The sequence below is a fragment of the Pseudoalteromonas sp. SG44-1 genome, assembly GCF_014164315.1.
In the GTDB taxonomy this organism is placed as follows: Bacteria; Pseudomonadota; Gammaproteobacteria; order Enterobacterales; family Alteromonadaceae; genus Pseudoalteromonas; species Pseudoalteromonas rhizosphaerae.
The window spans coordinates 1-21890 of sequence record NZ_JACJEW010000009.1; the positions used below are offsets into that span (position 1 = coordinate 1).

At 37.1% G+C, this 21890-nt stretch carries 13 protein-coding genes; 8 read left to right on the plus strand and 5 right to left on the minus strand.

Annotation, left to right across the window (positions count from 1 at the left end; translation table 11 throughout):
* Window positions 1-121: 121 nt before the first annotated feature.
* Window positions 122-685, minus strand: a complete 564-nt coding sequence (locus H5187_RS05980; RefSeq protein WP_145239042.1) for a YSC84-related protein — start codon at window positions 683-685, stop codon at window positions 122-124.
* A 142-nt stretch (window positions 686-827) separates the two neighbouring features.
* On the opposite strand from H5187_RS05980, the gene H5187_RS05985 reads away from it, so the two are divergent.
* Both H5187_RS05985 and H5187_RS05990 read left to right on the plus strand, forming a co-directional pair.
* Window positions 828-2039, plus strand: coding sequence for a tyrosine-type recombinase/integrase (locus H5187_RS05985; protein WP_149980295.1), 1212 nt, complete (start codon window positions 828-830; stop codon window positions 2037-2039).
* Entirely contained in the window at window positions 2040-3230 is a 1191-nt protein-coding gene (locus H5187_RS05990; RefSeq protein WP_182717278.1) for a sodium:proton antiporter, read from the plus strand. It begins immediately after the preceding gene.
* A 55-nt stretch (window positions 3231-3285) separates the two neighbouring features.
* On the opposite strand, the gene H5187_RS05995 is transcribed toward H5187_RS05990, so the two are convergent.
* On the minus strand, window positions 3286-6342 hold the full coding sequence (locus H5187_RS05995; RefSeq protein ID WP_182717279.1) for an FAD-binding and (Fe-S)-binding domain-containing protein: 3057 nt from the start codon (window positions 6340-6342) through the stop codon (window positions 3286-3288).
* A 149-nt stretch (window positions 6343-6491) separates the two neighbouring features.
* On the opposite strand from H5187_RS05995, the gene H5187_RS06000 reads away from it, so the two are divergent.
* Window positions 6492-6701, plus strand: coding sequence for a PGPGW domain-containing protein (locus H5187_RS06000; RefSeq protein ID WP_145239030.1), 210 nt, complete (start codon window positions 6492-6494; stop codon window positions 6699-6701).
* Between the two features lie 77 nt (window positions 6702-6778).
* Here H5187_RS06000 and ppsA read toward each other — a convergent pair whose 3' ends face one another.
* Window positions 6779-9154, minus strand: coding sequence for a phosphoenolpyruvate synthase (gene ppsA / locus H5187_RS06005; protein ID WP_149980298.1), 2376 nt, complete (start codon window positions 9152-9154; stop codon window positions 6779-6781).
* A 154-nt stretch (window positions 9155-9308) separates the two neighbouring features.
* Between ppsA and H5187_RS06010 the strand changes: the two genes are divergently transcribed.
* Entirely contained in the window at window positions 9309-10118 is an 810-nt protein-coding gene (locus tag H5187_RS06010) for a pyruvate, water dikinase regulatory protein (RefSeq protein ID WP_182717280.1), read from the plus strand.
* 94 nt (window positions 10119-10212) lie between these two features.
* On the opposite strand, the gene H5187_RS06015 is transcribed toward H5187_RS06010, so the two are convergent.
* Window positions 10213-11562 carry a class II 3-deoxy-7-phosphoheptulonate synthase gene (locus H5187_RS06015; RefSeq protein ID WP_145239021.1) on the minus strand — a complete coding sequence of 450 codons (1350 nt, stop codon included), beginning with the start codon at window positions 11560-11562 and terminating at the stop codon, window positions 10213-10215.
* A 1277-nt stretch (window positions 11563-12839) separates the two neighbouring features.
* Here H5187_RS06015 and H5187_RS06020 point away from each other — a divergent pair.
* The gene (locus H5187_RS06020) at window positions 12840-13715 is read left to right on the plus strand and encodes a DNA replication terminus site-binding protein (protein ID WP_145239018.1); all 876 of its coding nucleotides are present in this window, start codon (window positions 12840-12842) and stop codon (window positions 13713-13715) included.
* 57 nt (window positions 13716-13772) lie between these two features.
* Here the strand turns inward: H5187_RS06020 and H5187_RS06025 are convergent, their stop codons facing one another.
* Complete coding sequence (locus H5187_RS06025; protein ID WP_145239015.1) at window positions 13773-14987, minus strand: replication protein A; 1215 nt, start codon at window positions 14985-14987, stop codon at window positions 13773-13775.
* 769 nt (window positions 14988-15756) lie between these two features.
* Between H5187_RS06025 and H5187_RS06030 the strand changes: the two genes are divergently transcribed.
* The 3 genes from H5187_RS06030 (at window position 15757) to H5187_RS06040 (ending at window position 21532) form a co-directional block, all read left to right on the plus strand.
* Window positions 15757-16995 carry an AAA family ATPase gene (locus tag H5187_RS06030; protein WP_145239012.1) on the plus strand — a complete coding sequence of 413 codons (1239 nt, stop codon included), beginning with the start codon at window positions 15757-15759 and terminating at the stop codon, window positions 16993-16995.
* 15 nt (window positions 16996-17010) lie between these two features.
* Window positions 17011-17973, plus strand: coding sequence for a transcriptional regulator (locus tag H5187_RS06035; protein ID WP_182717281.1), 963 nt, complete (start codon window positions 17011-17013; stop codon window positions 17971-17973).
* Between the two features lie 412 nt (window positions 17974-18385).
* Window positions 18386-21532, plus strand: coding sequence for a DEAD/DEAH box helicase (locus tag H5187_RS06040; protein WP_182717282.1), 3147 nt, complete (start codon window positions 18386-18388; stop codon window positions 21530-21532).
* Window positions 21533-21890 lie beyond the last annotated feature (358 nt).

Below are 21890 nucleotides of genomic sequence, written 5' to 3' on the forward strand. Positions count from 1 at the left end.
AGCTGATAGCTGATAGCTGATAGCTGATAGCTGATAAATTACGTTATGTTAAATAGTCTAAAATAAATTAAAGTGGGCGTAATCATACGAACTAGCCCACTTTTAGAAGGGTTTTGAGGTCTTAATTTAGCTCAGAATCTACCCAGAATTTAGTGCCTTTTAGTACGGCTTGTAATGCAAGGCCATTTTCGGTTAATGAATAAACAGTTACTTGATCTGCAATGGCTTCGGCAACAAGTGCACCGCCTTTATCTTGGTATTTTGCCGCTGCATCGGCATTGCCACCGAAGGCCCAACCATTTTCAATAAAACGATTTAACGCAGCTTGATTATGAAAAACCATTACAACATTAAAGTCTTTAACACCTAAACCAAGTCCTAAACCAGCTTCACCCATATTCATATAAGTGGATTTACCCGTCAAATTATTTTTAACCACACCATAGCCGCCACCAAAGCTGGCTAAAACAACATTGACATTAGCATTATCAAATACTGCATAACCAGCGGCATTTTTAATTTGCTCTTTAACATCTGGTTTTTCTTTGTATAATTTACTTAGTGTATCTGCTCGCATATTTTGCACTAGATTACGCTTTTCAGTTGGAGAAGCACTACCTGTTGTAGCACAACCAGACAGGACTAATGTTAGTGCAACTAAACTTAAAACTATTAACTTTTTCATATGCCTTCCTTAAACCAGCAACATTGCTTTGATATTATCTGATCAGCTTAACAATATAATCATTCACTAAGTCCAATACTAGACAGTATCGGACTTTAAAGTTAAACTGTAACTACTTTATTTTATTAGAAATAACTATATTATGCTTGTTGCTTTGGTCGATACATTAAAACAATTACGGTATCAAATTGCCCATCTTGAAGATGATACAATGCAATCAGAATACCCAGAACTTGCCACCTTTATACAGCAAGTTGGCTTGACTGTCGCTGAATCTAAGCAAGAATTAGTATTTTTGTATCAATTTTTATATGTTTATGGTCGAAAATCAGAAGCGACATATAATCGTTTTCGGAACGAACTCGAACGCTTTTACCTATGGTCTTGGTTAGTCGCAGAAAAATCAGTATTTGAATTAAAACGTGAAGACATAGAAGCCTATGTCGATTTTATGGTCGAACCCGATAAAAGCTGGGCGATGACTTCAGTGCAATGGCGCTATAAAGATGAGCAAGGGATCCGTAGATTAAACGAAAATTGGCGCCCTTTTATGCTCAAAGAATCTATTGCTAGCCAACAAACATTAGCGGCCATGTTTACTGCTTTAAATGTATTTTACAAGTTTGCTATTTTAGAAGAAAAAACCTTTGCTAACTTTGTACCGGTTGTAAAAAAGAATAGCCCTTATTTAGTTGTGCAATCACAAATAAAAATTCCTGATACCTTGAGTGATATTCAATGGGAATATGTATTTGGTGTCACACGTGATAAGTGTGAGCAACAACCTGATCTTGAAAGAAATTTATTTACCTTAGCGTGTTTAAAAGGTCTTTATTTACGGATCTCTGAACTATCAGAGCGACCACAATGGTCGCCTGTTATGTCTCATTTTTGGCAAGATAATGATGGCTTTTGGTTTTTAAGAATTATGGGCAAAGGAAATAAATTACGCGATGTCACACTCAGTGAAGATTTTGTAACTTATTTAAAACGTTATAGGTTGTACCGAGGTTTACCAGCCCTGCCCCGCGTTGATGAATCTGATCCATTGGTGCATAAAATTCGTGGTCAAGGCGGAATGACCGTTCGACAAATTCGTCGCTTAGTTCAACAAAGTTTTGATTTAGCCAAACAATCTTTACTTGATGATGGCTTTACTGATGATGCCGAGCAACTAGAATCGGCAACAGCGCATTGGCTCAGACATACTGGTGCTACGCATGATGCACAAACTCGCCCTTTAAAACATTTATCAGAAGATTTAGGACATGCAAAAATTGCCACCACCGATCAAATATATATTCAGACAAATATCAAAGAACGAGCAAAATCTGGACTTAAAAGGAAAATCTAAATGGAATATGTTGTATTAGCTGCAGTGGGTTTAGCCTTTTTAATTTATTCATTATCTATGCATCAATTAGAGCGAGCTGAAATTACCGGACCTATGTTTTTTGTTATTATCGGTGCGTTGATCGGGTTTATGCTACCAAGTAAAACGGCATATTTAACCAGAGACTTAGATCACTTATTACCTTTAATAGAATTAACACTGAGCATATTTTTATTTACTGATGCCGCAAAAACCAAACTGATGGTTTTAAAACACAGTTTTCAATACCCTAGCCTATTACTTTTTATTGCTTTACCACTTACCTTGTTTGCTGGAATTATTATTGCGAGTTTAATGTTTACCCAGCTGACACTTATTCAAGCTGCACTAGTTGCAATAATATTAACGCCGACAGATGCAGCGCTTAGTAAAGGATTATTAAATAGCAGCGCGGTGCCTGAAAAAATTCGTGAAGGGATCAATACTGAAAGTGGTTTAAACGATGGTTTATGTGTGCCAATATTTTTAGTCTTGATGTTGTTAGCAAAAGAGCCTGCATCTACATTTTCGGTTTTTGATACGGTCATTGTTTTTGCGCGTGAATTAGGTGTGGCTATTCTGGTTGCAGTTGCTGCAATGGGATTGATCATTCCCGCGATTAAATTTGCCATGCAACGTCATTATTTTTCAAATAATAGTAGCCCATTTTTAGTGGTTGGTATGGCAATGGCCATTTTTTCAATCGCACAAAGTTTGCATAGCAGTGGTTTTATTGCGGTGTTTGTTGCTGGATTAATTTTTGATAGATTTACCGATCAGGCTTTACGCTTAAAACTCGTTGAAGATAGTGAACACATCGCGGACTTTACTGGTTTGTTGATCTGGTGTTTATTTGGTTTTGTATGCAGCTATTTAGTTTTGCCAGAATTATCATGGCCACTTACTGTATTTGCACTACTGAGTACAACGCTTATTCGAATTATCCCTGTGATGTTGTCATTACAATTTACTAAATTAAAAATGAAAGAACGTTTTACTTTTGCTTGGTTTGGCCCGAGAGGCTTAGCATCTATTGTATTTACTTTAATGGTGATCGATAGCGGCATCGAAAATAAATACCTTATAGCTACGATTGCTATGACAACTATTTTATTTAGTGTTTTTATTCATGGTATGAGCACCAAGCCTATTGCTGATAGTTATTTAAAATAAAAAAACGATATAAAAAATGCCGCATTCTTTTTTAAAAGCGTGCGGCATTTTTATATTAAATGTTATTGCTTAGCTTATCTGCTAGTAGTTCTATTGGGTGTTTTGGTTTGAATTTTTCATAGCGTTTAACTTGGCTACGACAAGAAAAACCGGTTGCTAATAATTGCTCAGGTTTATTTTTCTCTACAACACCTTGCCAACTCATTTCATATAATGCTCGAGAGTTTTTCTGGTTTTGCGCTTCATGTCCATATGTACCTGCCATACCGCAACACCCTGTTGCTGTTGTATTAAGTTTTAGGCCTAAGTCAGTAAAAATTGTTTGCCATACATTCGCCGCTTTTGGTAAAGCGGTTGTTTCAGTACAATGACTTAATAACGTAAATGTTATATTGCTATCAACTTTGTTAGCTAATGATTTAAAAGATTGTGTTGCTAACCATTCATGAGCAAGTAGCACTTCAAATTCACCACGTTCATCACCTAAAATAGAATTATATTCATCCCGATAACACATTACTAATGATGCATCTAAACCTACAAGTGGTGCATTTATTTCAGATAATGAATTTAAAAATGTTGCTGCATTTTTTGCTGTGATCTTAAATTCATTTAAAAAACCTTTAACGTGTTGCGGTTTTCCATTTGGCTTAAACGGTAACAGTATTGGCTTCTTACCTAGTGCGGAAATTATTTTTATAAAACTTTCTACCAGCTCAGCTTCATAAAAACTGGTAAACGGATCTTGCACAATTAGTACATACTCACTTTGTTGCTCGGGAGATAAGCCTGAAAGTTGTGCAAAATTAAATTCGTGTGTTTTATTAATCCGTTTTGTTAAACGTGGTGAACTAAGCACGGGTGTATCAACATAGCCAACAGATTTTTTTATTAATGAGCTGACTAATTTAGTTTTTACAATTGGGTTTATTACATTTGAAAATTTGGCCATTAATGGTGCACTGGCTTCAATATTACCGACTAGATAATCTTTAAGTGGGCGCGCGTAGTAACTGTGATAATAATTTAAAAAACGTGATCTAAAAGTCGGTACATCAACTTTTATTGGGCACGCTGTGGTACATGCTTTACACGCTAAACACTCATCCATTGAGGCTTTAACTTCATGAGAAAAATCATATACGCCTTTCTTTTTATCGCGGCTATGTTGAAAACGTTCCCACCAGGTGATCACTTCACCTTTGTTAAGTTCTTTTTCAACCTCAATTAAATCAATCTCTTTTGCTTCTTGTAATCGTAACCATTCGCGCATTAAACTTGCGCGACCTTTAGGTGAATTACGACGATCACCGGTTACTTTATATGATGGGCACATAGGAGAGTTTTCATCATAGTTAAAGCAAATACCATTACCATTGCATGTCATTGCATTATTAAAACTAGTTTTAACATCAACCGAAATTTGTCTGTCGAACCACGCACGCTTTTGACCGTCAACACTGACTAGTGAGTCCTTACTTTCAATCGGAGTACATATTTTTCCGGGATTAATCCTATTGTTAGGATCAAAAGCTGATTTTATAAGTCGTAATTGCTTAAATAAATGCTCACCAAAAAACTCAGGGCCATATTCACTTCTATACCCTTTGCCGTGCTCGCCCCACATTAAACCACCGTATTTAGCTGTGAGTTTAACAACTTCATCAGAGATCACTCGCAGTAATTTTTCTTGTTCGGGATCACACATATCAAGTGCCGGTCTAACATGTAATACACCGGCATCAACATGACCAAACATACCGTATTGTAAATTATGGCTATCGAGCAAAGCTCTAAATTCAACAATATAATCTGCAAGATTCTCAGGTGGTACGGCGGTGTCTTCAGCAAACGCCAAAGGTTTTTGTGCGCCTTTAACATTACCTAACAAGCCAACTGATTTCTTACGCATGGCATAAATTTTTAAAATATCAGCCTTACTGCTGGTAAGTTGATAACCAATTACGCCATTTTTTTGTTGTGCAACGCAATCATCGAGTAATGCACAAAGCGACTCAACTTTGTCTTTTATGTCATCAGGCGATACAGCATTAAACTCAACCATGTTAAGCCCTTGCATATCTTTATTTGGCACATCGGTTATTAAGTCCGATACTGAATGCCAAATTATATCTTCACGTGCAAGATTTAAAACTTTGCTGTCAACGGTTTCAACTGAGGTAGCACGAGCATCGACCAAAAACGGTGAATGCCGCAGTGCCGAATCAAAGCTATCATACTTGATGTTGATTAAGGTTTTGAATTCAGCAATAGGTGTGATGTTTAATTTAGCCTCAGTAACAATACCAAGCGAACCTTCTGAGCCAGTTATTAGCCTACTCATATCAAAGGTTTGTAAGTCATCACTTAGCACATGTTCTAAGTCATATCCGGTTAAAAAGCGATTTAAACGTGGAAACTTGGCTAAAATTGCATCACGCTCAGACAAACAAATATCAAGCACTGTTGCGTACAGTTTACCGATTGTAGTGTTTTGTTCAGCAATTAGTTTGGCTTTATCAATGTCTATTGGTGTCGTTGACATTTGTGTGCCATCGACTAAATAAGTGGTAAGTCCTAAAACATGATCGCTAGTTTTACCATACACCAGTGAGCCTTGTCCTGATGCATCGGTATTAACCATTCCGCCGATTGTTGCGCGATTACTCGTTGATAAATCAGGTGCAAAGAAAAATCCATAAGGGCGTAAAAAATCATTTAGTTGATCTTTAATCACGCCCGTTTGCACTCTAACCCAACCTTCTTCAGGATTAATTTCGAGGATTTCTCGCATATAACGTGATAAATCGACTACGATCCCGGGAGTTAATGATTGACCGTTGGTGCCTGTACCACCGCCGCGAGGTCCAAAAGTCAGCGATAGATAAGGGTCTTGTGCAGCAGTTTGCAGGGCAATTTGAATATCTTTTTCAGTTTTAGGAAAAATAACACTTTGCGGTAACTGCTGGTAAATACTGTTATCAGTTGATGCAGTTATACGAGTGGCATAACTTGCATCAGTGTCGCCAGTAAACCCTTGTTTAATTATAGTTTTTAAGTAACTTGCGACTAAATCGGTCGCGGCATCTTGTTGGCTAATAGTTGCTATCATGACGGTAGTAAATTAAGGCATTTGTTCGATTATATCATGCTAAAGAGCAATAGAAATTGAAGATTTTACAGTTTGTAACACTCTTTTTATCGTAAAAAGACTGTGATTACTTATACTCATAGTAGATGCTTAATTGCGAGGGAATTGAAATGAAAAAATGTGTATTAGTTTTAGTCGGCAGTTTATTTATGTTGCTGGGATTATTTTTTGCTATTGTACCAGGCCCTTCTTTGATCTTTTTTATTGCAGGGCTTATGTGTTTCTCTTTTTATTACCCTAAAGCACGCCATTATTTAGCAATTTGCCAAAAAGCGCTGACAAAATCTTGCGCGTTCTTAGATAAGAAGTTAGCCCGATAAAAGTTATAAATAGGCTATAACATATTGAGTAAACAAAAATGCCAACAATAACGCTGGCATTTTTTATACTTTAACGATTATTTTGCTAATTTTTTAGCAAGGTATAACCAAGTTTCAAGTACTGTATCTGGGTTTAGTGAAACAGAATCAATGCCCTGCTCTACTAACCACGCAGCAAAGTCTTCATGATCTGATGGACCTTGACCACAAATACCAACATACTTTCCTTTTGCTTTGGCAGTTTGAATTGCCATAGAAAGTAGTTTTTTGATTGCAGGGTTACGCTCATCAAATAAATGGGCAATTAATCCTGAGTCACGGTCTAAACCAAGTGTAAGTTGCGTTAAATCGTTTGAACCGATTGAAAAGCCATCAAAATGTTCTAAAAATTCATCAGCAAGTAATGCATTTGATGGAAGTTCACACATCATGATTACTTTTAAGCCATTTTCGCCACGTTTAAGGCCATGCTCTTCAAGTAATTCAATAACACGTTTACCTTCTTCAAGGGTACGTACGAATGGGATCATGATTTCAATGTTGGCCATATCCATGTCGTTACGAACACGTTTGATTGCTTCACACTCTAGTGCGAAACAGTCACGGAAATCTTCCGAAATATAACGTGCTGCGCCACGGAAACCAATCATTGGGTTTTCTTCTTCAGGCTCGTATTGTTGTCCGCCAACTAAGTTGGCATATTCATTTGATTTAAAATCAGACATACGAACAATTACACGCTCTGGTGCAAATGCACAGCCTAAGGTCGAAATACCTTCAACTAATTTAGCAATATAGAATTCAACCGGTGATTCGTAACCGGCAATCATCTGTGTGATTTCAGCTTTTAACTCATCTGTTTGAGCATCAAAATTTAGCAATGCTTTAGGATGCACACCAATCATACGGTTGATAATAAATTCAACGCGAGCAAGACCAACACCTGAGTGTGGTAAGCGTGCAAAATCAAATGCACGATCTGGGTTACCAACGTTCATCATGATTTTCATTGGTAGTTCAGGCATTTTATCGACACGTGAAGTGAGGATTTCAAAATCTAAAATACCTTCATAAATAAAGCCAGTGTCGCCTTCAGCACATGATACGGTTACTTCTTGGCCTGCTTTAATCAGGTCAGTTGCATTACCACAGCCTACAACTGCTGGAATACCTAACTCACGGGCAATAATTGCCGCGTGACATGTACGACCACCACGATTAGTTACAATCGCTGCAGCACGTTTCATGATAGGTTCCCAATCTGGATCAGTCATGTCGGTTACTAAAATGTCACCTTGTTGAACTTGATCCATTTCTTTAATCGAATCAAGTACACGAACAACACCTGAGCCAATTTTATGACCGATGGCACGTCCTTCAACGACAACAGCACTGCTGCCATTTAGTTGAAAACGCTCCATAACATTCGTATCTTCGTTTGAACGAACTGTTTCAGGGCGAGCTTGTACAATGTATAGCTTGCCGTCATTACCGTCTTTTGCCCACTCGATATCCATCGCGCGGCCATAATGTTTTTCGATGATCACAGCTTGCTTTGCAAGCTCTTGAACTTCGGCATCGGTAATTGAGAATTTATTTGAAAGGGCTGCATCTACATCTACGATTTCTACTTGTTTACCATGCGCTTGATCGGCAGAGTAAATCATTTGAATCGCTTTTGAGCCAATATTACGGCGCACTACAGATGGCTTACCTTTAGCAAGTGTTGGTTTATGAACATAAAATTCATCAGGGTTTACTGCGCCCTGTACAACCATTTCACCTAGACCATAACTTGAGGTGATAAACACGACATCTTCGAAACCTGATTCAGTATCAATACTGAACATAACGCCAGACGATGACTTATCAGAACGTACCATGCGTTGAATACCCGCAGATAATGCTACGCCGCGATGATCATAACCCTGGTGAACACGGTATGAAATGGCACGGTCATTGAAAAGCGATGCGAACACATGCTTGATGGCGACCATTACTGAGTCGATACCACGTACATTTAGGAAGGTTTCTTGCTGACCTGCGAATGATGCATCAGGCATATCTTCAGCTGTTGCTGATGAACGTACTGCGAATGAAACATCGTCTGCTGCATTGCCGTGGAGTTGGCTGTATGCGTCGCGAATGGCTTGGTCTAAATTAGGTTGGAATGGGGTGTCGATAATCCACTGACGAATATCAGCGCCGACTTTTGCTAGTGTATTTACATCTTCCACGTCCAGTGTGTCTAAAATGTCGTGGATCTTTGCATTTAGTCCTGATTGCTCAAGAAACTCATTAAATGCGTCTGCGGTAGTAGCAAAACCACCTGGGACTTGTACACCAGCGTTTGCTAGGTTAGAAATCATTTCGCCGAGTGAGGCATTTTTGCCGCCAACACGAGGAACATCTTGCATACCAAGCTCTTGATACCAGAGAACGTATTCTTGCACGGATCTTTCTCCAAAAAAACAAATTGTAGTAATAACTGTGAGAGTTAAGAAAGAAAACCTTCTAAAAAGGTCACCTTCATTCTACACTGGCAATAGACCTTACGTAAACCGTAGGGTGGCTATTTTAACTATTAAACGTAATAAAAAGGTTAATATGAGAACTGCATTTTATATTTCTGACGGTACTGCTATTACTTCTGAAGTATTTGGCCACGCCACTTTGTCATTATTTCCCGTTGAATTTAATCATAAAACTATCCCTTTTGTTGAAACTGAAAAAAAAGCGAACGAAATAAAAGCATTGATCAATGCAACGGCACAACGCGAAGGCGAAAAACCTTTGGTTTTTTTTACTTTTGTTAATCACAATTTAAGTGAAATTATTCGCTCATCGAACGCCGTTACTTATGATTTCTTAACTACATTTAGTGAGAAAATTGAGCAAGAACTGAAAGTAGCGCCGGTGCCTAAAATTCATCGTACTCACTCAATGCATGAAAAAAGTTATGACTTCAGAATTGATGCCGTGAACTATGCGCTTACGAATGATGACGGCGCTAATATAAGTAACTATGCTGAAGCCGATATAATTTTGGTCGGCGTAAGCCGAAGTGGTAAAACGCCAACTAGTTTATATTTAGCGCTACAGTATGGTATTAAAGCAGCTAACTACCCTATCACTGAAGAAGATTTAGATTCGGGTAACTTACCACAGTGCTTAGTAGCCTATAAGCATAAGCTGTTTGGTTTAACGATTGATCCAGTCAGGTTGGCTGATATTCGCCAACGCCGTATGGCTAATTCAAAATACGCTTCACTTAAGCAATGTCGAATCGAAGTACGCGAAGTTGAAATGCTGTATAAAAAATATAAGCTGGCGTATTTAAATTCGACCCATCATTCTGTAGAAGAAATTTCCGCTAAGATCATTTCTGATACTAACCTTGAGCGACGTAAGTACTAACTTCAATATTTTTAATTTTAGTTACACTAGGTATAAAAATAATATCGGACATTAAAAAAGCCGCATCTGCGGCTTTTAATTTTTTGGACAAACTCTACTTACGTGCGTCTTTTAATAAATCTGCAACTAAGAAGCCAAGTTCTAATACCTGATCAGCATTTAAACGTGGGTCACACTGTGTGCGATAACGCTGTGCTAGATCGTCATCAGATAATCCGTAAGCACCACCTGTACACTCAGTAACATGTTGGCCAGTCATTTCTAAATGAACACCACCTGCATACGAGCCCTCAGCTTTATGAACTGCGAAGAACTGACTGATCTCACGCAAAATATTGTCAAAGCTTCGGGTTTTATACCCTGATGTCGCTTTTTCAGTATTCCCGTGCATTGGATCAGAACTCCAAATTACTTTACGGCCTTCTTGTTGAACGCGACGTACTAAGGCCGGCAACTTTTCAGGAAGTACATCAGCACCCATACGTGTAATTAATGTTAAGCGCCCTGGGATGTTATCTGGATTAAGCGCATCAATTAAACGAATTAAGTCGTCAGGATCCATTCCTGGGCCAACTTTTACCCCAATTGGATTTTTAATACCTTTAAAGAATTCGATATGTGCATGATCAAGTTGGCGAGTACGTTCACCAATCCAAACAAAATGTGCTGAGCAGTCATACCAATCGCCAGATAGATGATCACGGCGAGTAAGCGCTTCTTCATACCCCAGTAATAACGCTTCATGAGAGGTGTATAAATCAGTCTCTTTAAGGCTTGGTGCAATTGTTGAGTTAATACCGCACACTTCCATAAACTCAAGCGCATCTTGAATCTTATCCGCAAGTTGTTGGTATTTTTCTTTAAGTGGGTTTGCTGCAACAAAACCCATGTTCCAGCGATTTACCTGATGTAAATCTGCAAGTCCACCTTGTGCAAATGCGCGTAATAAATTTAATGTTGCTGCACTGTGATGATAAGCCGTCATTAAGCGTTGTGGATCGGGAATACGCGCTTGTTCAGTAAACTCAAAATTATTTACGATATCACCACGGTATGAAGGTAAAGATACCCCATCAATGGTTTCTAAATCTGCTGAGCGTGGTTTAGCATATTGCCCTGCCATGCGCGCAATCTTAACTACAGGGCATTTACCGCCATAAGTTAGTACGACTGCCATCTGTAATATTGTTTTAAATGTGTCACGAATATTAGCGGCATTAAAGTCACTAAATGATTCAGCACAATCACCACCTTGAAGTAAGAAGGCACGGCCTTCACAAACGTCTTCTAGTTGTTTAAATAAACTACGGGTCTCTTCTGCGAAGACCAGTGGCGGTGCACTCTTTAATTGGCCTTCAACAGTTTTCAGCGCTTCTTGATCTGGATACTGTGGCTGCTGAAGTATTGGGAGCTCTCTCCAGCTATTTGGGTTCCACGACTGCATATTAATTTCCTCATTCCTACATTTACCTGATAGATGAAAATTAACGTATGCAGTGCCCCTGTTCAAGGACTATATTCGCTAATTATCAATTATTTAGTTATGAGATAAATATTATTGATGATTTGCACTGTTCTGCCACCTTTTTATTTTTTAAAATATGCACAGGGTATTGTTTAACTTATTAATATAAAACATAAAATTAAATAATACAGCGAGACCTTAGTAAATAAACTAAGTGCCTACTCTACAACTGAAAATAAGAACACATCATACTTAAATTGTAATGCTATGTAACCTTAACTTTACAGATGAAATTAGATTATTTTTTATATCAAATGGCTGAAGTTTAAAATATGTGCTAAGGGTGCTGAGTAATAAAGAGGTATACCTAAATTAAATGAAATTCAGTTCGTCTGATGTTGCTTGTAACTACCTTGTTTGATTCATGTTGGCACGTATCTCAAATTACTGATAGTTGTCAATTCAAGCCTGAATGACACTGCAATTAAATTAAGGCAATAGTATGTAATTGTAAAATTCGAGCGCTGGTTTGACTCCAACTCCTATACATCTTATTGGCCTATTTCTCAGCGTTCATATAACATTTTTATAATGCCTGGCTTAAACTAGATAGGTTTAGCAGCTTGTTATCACTGTAGTTCAGCTCTTTAACTATATCGACGATTACTTAAGCTTCATGGTTATAAAGTCTGTAAGCGCAGTTTATTTTTGTGCTCACAGCCATAAACTTACTCACTGCAACTGCACGACTGATAATTTGTAAGCTGTTTCAAATTAGATAATCCCCTGAAGCAAAATTGAAATTGTGCCTATGAGTAATTTATAGAATTGGTCACATCAATAAGCTCCCGTAAATTGTTGCATTGATATACCAGTATCCATTGGCAACTGAAAACTACAATAGAATTAGTCCTCACCCTTTAATTACACAACTTATACTTGAGGTAAATACCTATATCGCATCGGAGATTATACAATTGCAGCAACATGATGTACTTAATCATCAGCTCAAAGGCAATATTTAAACATACTTATTTAGAGATGATCGAACTTTTAAGTTAGAAAAACTATCAACCTATCCGTTATAAGGTCCTTACCAAGACAAAGAACACATCATACTTTATTTGATTTATAATATATACTTAGCATCGAGTAAAATTAAACGATAGATAAACAGGTGATTGTGCGCTGCTTTGTTTTTAGTTTAACTGCGGCTATGGTAGACTATTATCATCTATATTGTATGATGTGTTCTTATGGTAACTAAAGTACAAATTCGCAGTCAGTTCGATTTACTTAGTGATTTAACTAATCACTTTATTGATGATTTAATGCAATGCGATTATTCAAAGGCTGATTATTATCAATTGCCTGATATTGATAGTAACGATGAAAAGATAGTCCCTCAATCGATCAATGTTACGAAAATTACAGGTGCTACGGGCCAAAAGTTGATTTTAAATTCATTTAACGATATCTATAAAAAATCAGGCTTAAGTAGTCGTGTTTTAAAACGTCACCCTGGGTTACTGGTAATAAAAAATGCGGATCAAAAACAACTTGTTGCTCGAATTCAACAATTAAATAAAGCTAAAGCTGCATTTAAAGAATGTATTCTAGCCATTGATAATAATGATGCTCGCTTTGAAGCGGTTCATAATGCGATACCAAATTTAATAACACTCGCCGCGTACCGTAAAATTCATTTTGAAGTAAACTCCCCTTTTTCAGTTCGTTTTACCTGGATGCACAAACACGCGACTAAAACACTGACAAAAAAGATGGCACTAGCCATGCTCGAAAAATCAGCCGGTTATTCCAATCCTAGAATGATAGATCAACTCAGTTGGCAAACACTCGTTGCTCAAGAACAATTACGTGTCGCTAGTTTAGGAGATAAAGATAAGTTACGAATAAGACGCCCCACCCGCGTTAGCCCACAAGTAAATGTGAGATACACCGCGCAAAATCGTTATCATGTTAGTGCCGCACTACCTTTTATTTTGATAAACCCTGAACCGGATGTAAAACTAGGTACGTTATCAGATTATCAAAAACCACAAAGCCATCCGCGTAAACGAGAGTATGATTTTCTTGTTGATAGATTATATTTGGAACAAGTTGATAAATAATTATGTTAAAAAGGCCGCTATATAGCGGCCTTAGTCAGAATAAGCTTAAGCGGTAAGTTAATCTTTGACTATTTCTTCAATTTTATCTTCGTCGATTAAAACTGCATTTTCAACTATGCGTTTACCACCTTGAATTTCAATACGTTTGTTATGCTTATTCAAAGTAAGTATTTCATCACAAAACTGATCTGAAGGATGCATCTCGTATGTATAATCTACAATGTTACCAGTTTTATCATCTTTAACATTCGTAATGCTATATTCTGAAATAGCACCTTTTTCGATAAGATCTTTCATCGTAGTGGTCATATCACGACGCAATGCTTTTAATTTATTTTCAGTGATATCGTCAGTTGAATAGATTGAGCCATATTTTTCCATGATAGATAACAATCTAAAATGATATGTTTTTCCTGGTGCCGCATAGCGCCAAAGATGATAAAGACGCAACATCATCCAGCGAGATAATCCGCGCTTTAATTCTTGCGCACTATTGAAATAGTAACCTTTGTATTCGAGGTTATCGATCATGTTATGGACAAACGCATTCAAGCACGCAACACATTTAACATTACCGCCCTGCCCTTTTTTACCACTAAAGTGCAAAGAAGAAAGAAAGTTCATATTTGATTCGTAAAATGAATCATCAATATTGGTATTTTTAGTATCTGTCGCTGAATACTTAAACGATAGCTTAGAACCTTGCAGTGCTTCTAATGCTTCTTTGATTTGTGGGTAAGGCATTGATTGCCCAACAGCTTTAAGTTCTTGCGCTAATTCGTTCATCGAAAAAACCACGGCATATTGAATACCGGACTTAAAATTGATTTTAACAATTTTACCTTTAGAAGCTAAACGGATTAATGCACGTTCTACTTTTTCTTCACGATCTGATGGCCAAACTAAATATTCAACATCTTCACCGTCTTTACGGGTACTTACTACCGCTGGAGTAATTTTAATTTCACCATCATACAAAATGCCATCCACTTTTTCGGATATTTTTCGAGTAATAATGGTTTTTTTAGGTGCTTCTTCGAGTGGTAATTTTTTATGGCCTGAGCGAACAAAACGTCCCCACAAATCATAATGATTAAAAGTATTCGAATAGGCCCTTAGTCCATGCGCTGCATTTTCTAATGAAACCCGCACATCTTTATTGTCTGTAAATAATGCGAGGCTTTCGTTATCTATTGCACTTTCCACCCCGTGGATCTGACCCCGTAATGTATCGGGTAAGTTATCTACCGAGATGTTGACCTTTCGGTTCATTGTTCTTATTTCCAATTTTATTGCGACAGCTAATAACAACACATTAAACAGAAAAAGTTAAATGTTTAAGTTAGTACAAAACTGATCTGGGATTAAAATATATGTTCAGATCACTATTTTACTAAGTAACCTTAATGATCTTGATTTTCAGATCAGTTTTTTACTAACACTACGGTTATAAGTCTAAATTTTACTAACTCACGCGTATTTTTGTCCGTGTATTTTTGTTTTTTAACCAAAAATACACGACATAAATCTAATTTTTACTAATGCCTGTGGATAATCATCGAATCAGTTAGCATAGATCTGATCTATACCAACTACAGATCAGATCTATACTAATTGAACAGCCTATTTATCCCGATTGTAAGTGGATAAGTTCTTAATTATCTTAGTAAAAAACTGATCTCAACAGCGGTTTTTGTGCGTAAACCTGTGTTCAAACTGTGTATAACTTAAGTATCTGATTCAGAGTTAGTAAAATTACGATCTGTCAGTTACTAAAGATCTGATCTTAACCAAGTATAAACCTGATCCACTTTTTTTACTATTATTTATATATATCAGAAACTTAGATGTCTATTTTATGCCCTTAACCTTTACTACCTTATATTTAACCACCTTTAAACTTCTTTATTTATACTAAGCAATTTTAAAATTACAAATTAATTCTAAATGTCTTGTTATTAAAAGCCATGTCGTCATAAATAGTTGTTTACAGTCAATTGAATGGACATTATACTTAATACCTAACTTTGAGGAATAAAGTATGTCAATTCATAATAATGCGCTATCCACCTATCGGCTTTTAAAAGCAACTGCAGAAGTCGCAGAAAAATCATTAGCAGGACGTATTCAGCATTATCGTGCCCACTTAAAATCTGAAGAAAAAGAGCTTCGAACTTACACTCAAAAAGCAGCTGCAGATCTGTTAGGTTGTAACAATCGTACCTTAAAACGCCGCCATGACAATGGTGATTTTGATGAGCTAAACATTAAACGCGGTGCTAACGGCCATTACGCTTACACCTTGGTAAATATATTTGCTATGGCAGATATAATGGATATTCAGCCAGATCACCGCAATGTTGACGATAAATTACAAGTTATTGTTATTAACTCTCTAAAAGGCGGCTGTGGTAAAACAACCAGTATGGTAAATATTGCTGCAGCCCTTGCTACAACTAACATTAAACGTTACCGTATTGGTATTATTGATTTAGATCCGCAAGGGTCATCATCGAGTTTTTTCCCACCCAGTGAACCTGAACCGATCACGGTCGGTGATTTAATGCGAGATTGCATTGACTTAGATCCAGATGAAACTTGGCAGCAACTTGTTACAAATGCTTTTTTGCCTACGCATATCCCAAATATACGCATTTTGCCTTCTGGTATGGATGACTTTTACTTTGAACACGAAACTGCAACGTTGCTAAAAGATAGTTCAAGTTATGAAAAAACCCGTCATTACCATAAACTATTAGAAAAAGTCATTGATCCGGTTAAGGATCAATTCGATATCATTTTAATTGATACAGCTCCATCTCTTAACTTCATGTTTTACAATGCTTTAATGGCATCTACGGCAATGCTGATCCCGGTACATCCTGAAGCCGTTGATTTCGATGCTAATAACAAATATTTAAAACGCTTAGGCGAAATCTATCATACCGTTGCATCTTTAGGTCATGAAGGTTGGGACTTTATGCAATTTTTAGTAACTAATTACGTAAAAGGCAATCATTCACAGCGTGACATCGTTAAAGATGTACGCAGTGCATTTGGTCGTCAGGTAATGAGTTACCCAATTAACCACAGCTCGGCAATTACAGCGAGCTCTTCGTCATTCAATACTATTTTTGATCAAAAAACATCTGACAGTTTAGCAAGTAGAGAATCACTGATCAGAGCTCAAGAAAATATAAAAGATGTTGTTGATGAATTAGAAATGCTGATCCGTTCAAACTGGCAATCAACACAATCTCAATTGAATGAAACTAAGTAAGGTAGTTAACAAAAAATGGCTAAAAAACGTAAAAATGACACCAGCTTAGATCCTTTTGCTACTTCAATTGGTAATAGTAATCTTGATGAATTACTAGAACAAGCAAACGCAGGCGATGTGATCAAAATGCCTGCACCAAGTGATCCTAATCGTCAGATCACACTTGTTTGCAAAGTGATCCCGCATGCTGAAATAGAAAGTACCACCAAGGTGTACGCAAAAAATCGTCGTGTTCAAGTGTTACTCAATGAAAAGTCTGTTGCTGATATACTCCCTGCAATAGCCGAAGATGGTCGTAACCAACACCCCGCCCTATGTTGGGACAAAGGTGATGAAACACTGGTATTAGCCGGCTCACGTCGTCGTATGGCATGTATAATTGGCAATGCTGACTACATGGTTCTTAGTTCGAGTGATTTTACAGATTTAGATGCTAAGATTTTAGCTGTATCGTCAGACCAATATATTGCGCCGAGCCTCTGGGAACTTGGCCAAGCATATCAACAAACAAAAGATGAATTAGTTGCACAGGGAAAAAAAGGCTCTTATCGTGAAGTAGCCGCCATTGAAGGTGTATCGCATACAGCTATTGCTGATGCAATTAAAGCCTTTGAGAAGCTTCCTGCTGCCGTACTTGCCCTTTATCCAACAGCAAATCATGTTGGCCGTGAAGTAGCTAAAAAACTGATTGCAGCAAAAGAACGTGATGAGCATAGTTTTAATCAGCAAGTAAATCATTTGACACACGATAATAGCTTAGAAGATATAATTGGTGATGATAAGCGTGCAATGACGATCACTAAATTACTTACCGCTGAGCCACAGTCAGCTCAACGTCGAGAAGCACTACTAGAAAATAATTATATCAGCTTGCAACGTAATTTAAAAAGTGGTGATTTATCAATCAAAATTGATAATAAAGTGATGACTGACAAGCGCTTAGAACAGCTAACTAAGTTATTAAATGCATTTAACTAGTTAATAAAAATCTGATCTGAAGGCTTTTTTTGTTAGTAAAATTCTGATCCCAAACTGTGTTTTGTTAGTAAAATAATGATCTGAAATATCAATAAACCTTACTATTGAGCTCATAGATCATTTTTTTACTAACTGATTAGCTATATTTTTCACTCTTACCGCTATTTTTTTATACCTTAGTAAAAATGTGATCTGTAAACGCGCTTAATAATTAACGATATGTTTATAACTTGTGGGTTTATTGTTGGTTAATTGTGTTTAACTATTAAATTCAGCTGTTTTTGTATTGAGATCATTTTTTTACTAACTTATCAGCTCCAACCAGTCTTTTTAATCATTTTAATGCTTTAGCTCGACGCCGATAAATCATATACTGGTAAAATTATTTTTATTTTTTACTGCCCTGAGCAATATGTCTGCTAACTTATCTAAGAATGACCTACTCGCTATTTTTGAAGAGATCAAGCAAGAGCAAGCGACTCAATTTCCTTTATCTGAGCGATTTATAAAACAGCTGTTTAAGCCTCCTGTGCTCAGTAAAGCAAAAGAGTACGTAGCAAATGGTCAAATTAATTGGTTAGAGCATAATCATGATTTCTCTGTCATTGATGCCTCGGTGTTTGGAAATCAAGGCAGTACTTTTACCCAACATATAGAGATAAAGAAGTTAGCCAATGGTTTTGCAGTTGATCGACACTGTTCATGTAATGCCAAAACTAACTGTCGCCACTTGGCTGCTGTATTGTTAAAGCTGAAGATTGATCATTCTGGTGATTACGGCCAAGACTATATAATTAATGATTGGTTTGAAGAGCTAACAACACTTAAGCAAAACCAGTCAGCACAAGCTAAAAATGTACTTTTATTTGTGCTTGATGTAGAAAACAATCGGGTTATTTTAACACCAAAAATTGCCGCTTTCTCTGCAGAACATCAGTATACCCTCGGTAGAAACCTTACTGATCAGCAGCTTAATAGTTTTGTAACACCATCCGATTTACTCGAAACTGATTTTCGTTTATACAGTTGGATCCGTTCTCAAAATGCACTTGGTAATTTAGAGCTTAGAGGGCAATGGGGATTTAACGCATTGCAGCAGTTGATTGCTTCTCAGCGTTTGTTTTTTGGGCGCTCTCGTCAGTCGATTAAAGCAGATAGTGCTGAAGATCTGAGTTTTTCGTGGTCACACAAAAAAGATCTTATTCAATTAAATGTAAGTTTAACGGGTAAACAATCTTGGTTCTTACTTAAAACCACACCACCGACTTATCTTGATACAGAGTCACTACGCATAGGCCGTTTACGTACGCCACTAAGTGGTGAAGAAGTTGCTCATATCAAAGCGATCCCAGCCATTCATACTGCTAATTTTGATCGTGTCTATAAGCAATTAGCTGCAAATTTTGGTGACGGTGTAATACCTCATTACCAATCATCTGAACGTAAAAAAATAAAACGGGTAGCAGATACTTGTGCTGTTGTGGATGTTAGTAATAGCAATAACCAATTAAAGCTTACGCTTACCTTTAACTATCAAGATGGTAATTACGCTCCAAACTCAGCACCAGCAAATATTCTCAATGCATCGCTTGAAAATACCGTTATCACAGAGCTCACAAATTTAGGCTTTGAACTATGTAAAGGGGCTTTACAAAATGAGTTTGTTTTTAATAAACAATCAGTTATTCATCAGCATTGGTTTAAATACGAGGTTTTGCCTAAACTTCGTCAGCGTGGTTGGAAGGTAACTGATAAAAAACTAGTGATAAAAAAATCAATCACTAATGTCAGCTTGGATGTTAAACGTGGTAAAGGTCATCAAATTGTTAGTAAAATAATGATCTCAAACGCTAAAGCTGCCACCGTATTAGCAAACGATAATTCAGAATTTCAATCACTTAATCGTCAAAGCGAACTTTTTTATTATTATGCAAATGGTAAACAGTTTGGAGTAATAACAAAACCAGCTTTTGATACGCTTACTGATTTTAAAGATCGTTTTGAGTTTATAAAAACACGCGATGAATTACTTATACCTTTATCATTTTTAGTACATTTAATGAAGATGAGCTGTTTTGCGGTTAACTTAGTCGACGACAGCTTAGAGTCTTATTTAGCTGAGCTAGATGCACCAGCTACTGCTACTACAGTGTTACATGGCTTGAATGCGGGCGTGCGGCTTCGAGAGTATCAACAGCAAGGCGTTCAATGGCTACAGTTCTTAAAACGCCATCAGTTAGGCGGAATCCTCGCCGACGACATGGGATTAGGCAAAACCTTACAAGTTATTGCATTTTTAGCTAACGCACGGCAACGAGAGCAAGCAGGCCCAACGCTAATTGTCTGCCCAACGAGCTTGGTAAGTAATTGGCAAAATGAAATGGCTAAATTCGCCAGTAGTATTAAAGTGACGACCCTATTTGGTAGCGCGCGGATTGAGCAATTACAACATTTAGCCCAGGCAGATTGCATTCTTACTACTTATCCATTACTCAAGCGTGATATCGCTTACTACTCGCCGTTGTATTTTGAGAATATTATCCTTGATGAAGCGCAGTATATAAAGAATGACAGTGCGCAAGTATCTCGTTTAGTTAAGCGTTTAAATGCACAATTTAACTTATGTTTAAGTGGTACACCGATTGAAAACAATTTATTTGAATTGAAATCATTGTTAGATTTTGCAATGCCTTCATTGCTTGGTTCACAGGCTCATTTTAAACAGCATTTTCAGACTCCGATTGAGCGTGACGCTGATAGTGATCGTGCTAAAGAGCTTAAATCACTGATCTTGCCTTTTATTTTACGCCGTACAAAAGCTGAAGTAGCACAAGAGCTACCACCTAAAACAGAGTTGATCAAAGAGTTTGAATTCGAAGCACAGCAAAAAGACATTTACCAAAGTATTACTGATTCTCTAGAAGAGAAAATGGTCGACCTGTTTGCTTCCCAAGGCGCGCAAAAGAGCAAATTAGCCTTTTTAGAGGCGTTATTAAAGTTACGACAAATATGTTGTCACCCGCGTTTGATTGACGAACACACCTCAGCTAGAAGTGCAAAACTTGACTGGTTGAGTAGCCATTTACCAGTAATGTTAAGTGAAGGTCGTAATATTATTATTTTTAGCCAATTTACTTCTGCATTAGATATTATTGCGCAGCAGCTAGCATCACTGGAGATCAATTACAGCTTGCTTACGGGGCAAACGCGTCATCGCGATAAAATGATCGAAGAATTTACCAGTGGTCAAACGTCGGTATTTTTAATTAGTTTAAAAGCTGGCGGTACAGGGCTTAATCTTACTCAGGCGGACACTGTGATCCATTTTGATCCTTGGTGGAATCCAGCAGTAGAAAAACAAGCGACAGATCGTGCTTATCGAATCGGTCAAACAAATCCTGTTTTTGTTTATAAACTGATAATGGCGAATTCAATTGAGCAAAAAGTATTTAAAATGCAACAACATAAGCAAGCGCTTGTTGATGCATTATTTACTGAAAAATCAATGAGTTTTACAAAATTTGATGAACAACAAATGCTTTCTTTGATAAAAAGTTAGCATTATTTCAAATTAGCCTGATTTATTTTGAACTAAATTAGCGTGAGGGCGTCTACTTCTTTGCTTGTTGTTAAATTGCAGTTTACACAAGCATCATTGTTGATTTCCCCCTATTTGGTTACTAGTTTTAGTAATGATTGAGCCAGCCCATTTTGAGCTGGCTTTTTTTATGCCTGCTATTTGGCTCATGCAATATTATTTTATCAATTTTAAATTTATTTTGAACTAAAGTAGTTTGAGGGCGTCTACTCTTTTGCTTGTTGTTGAATTGCAGTTTACGCAAGCATCATGTTGATTTCCCTATTTGGTTACTAATTTTAGTAATGATTGAGCCAGCCCATTTTGAGCTGGCTTTTTT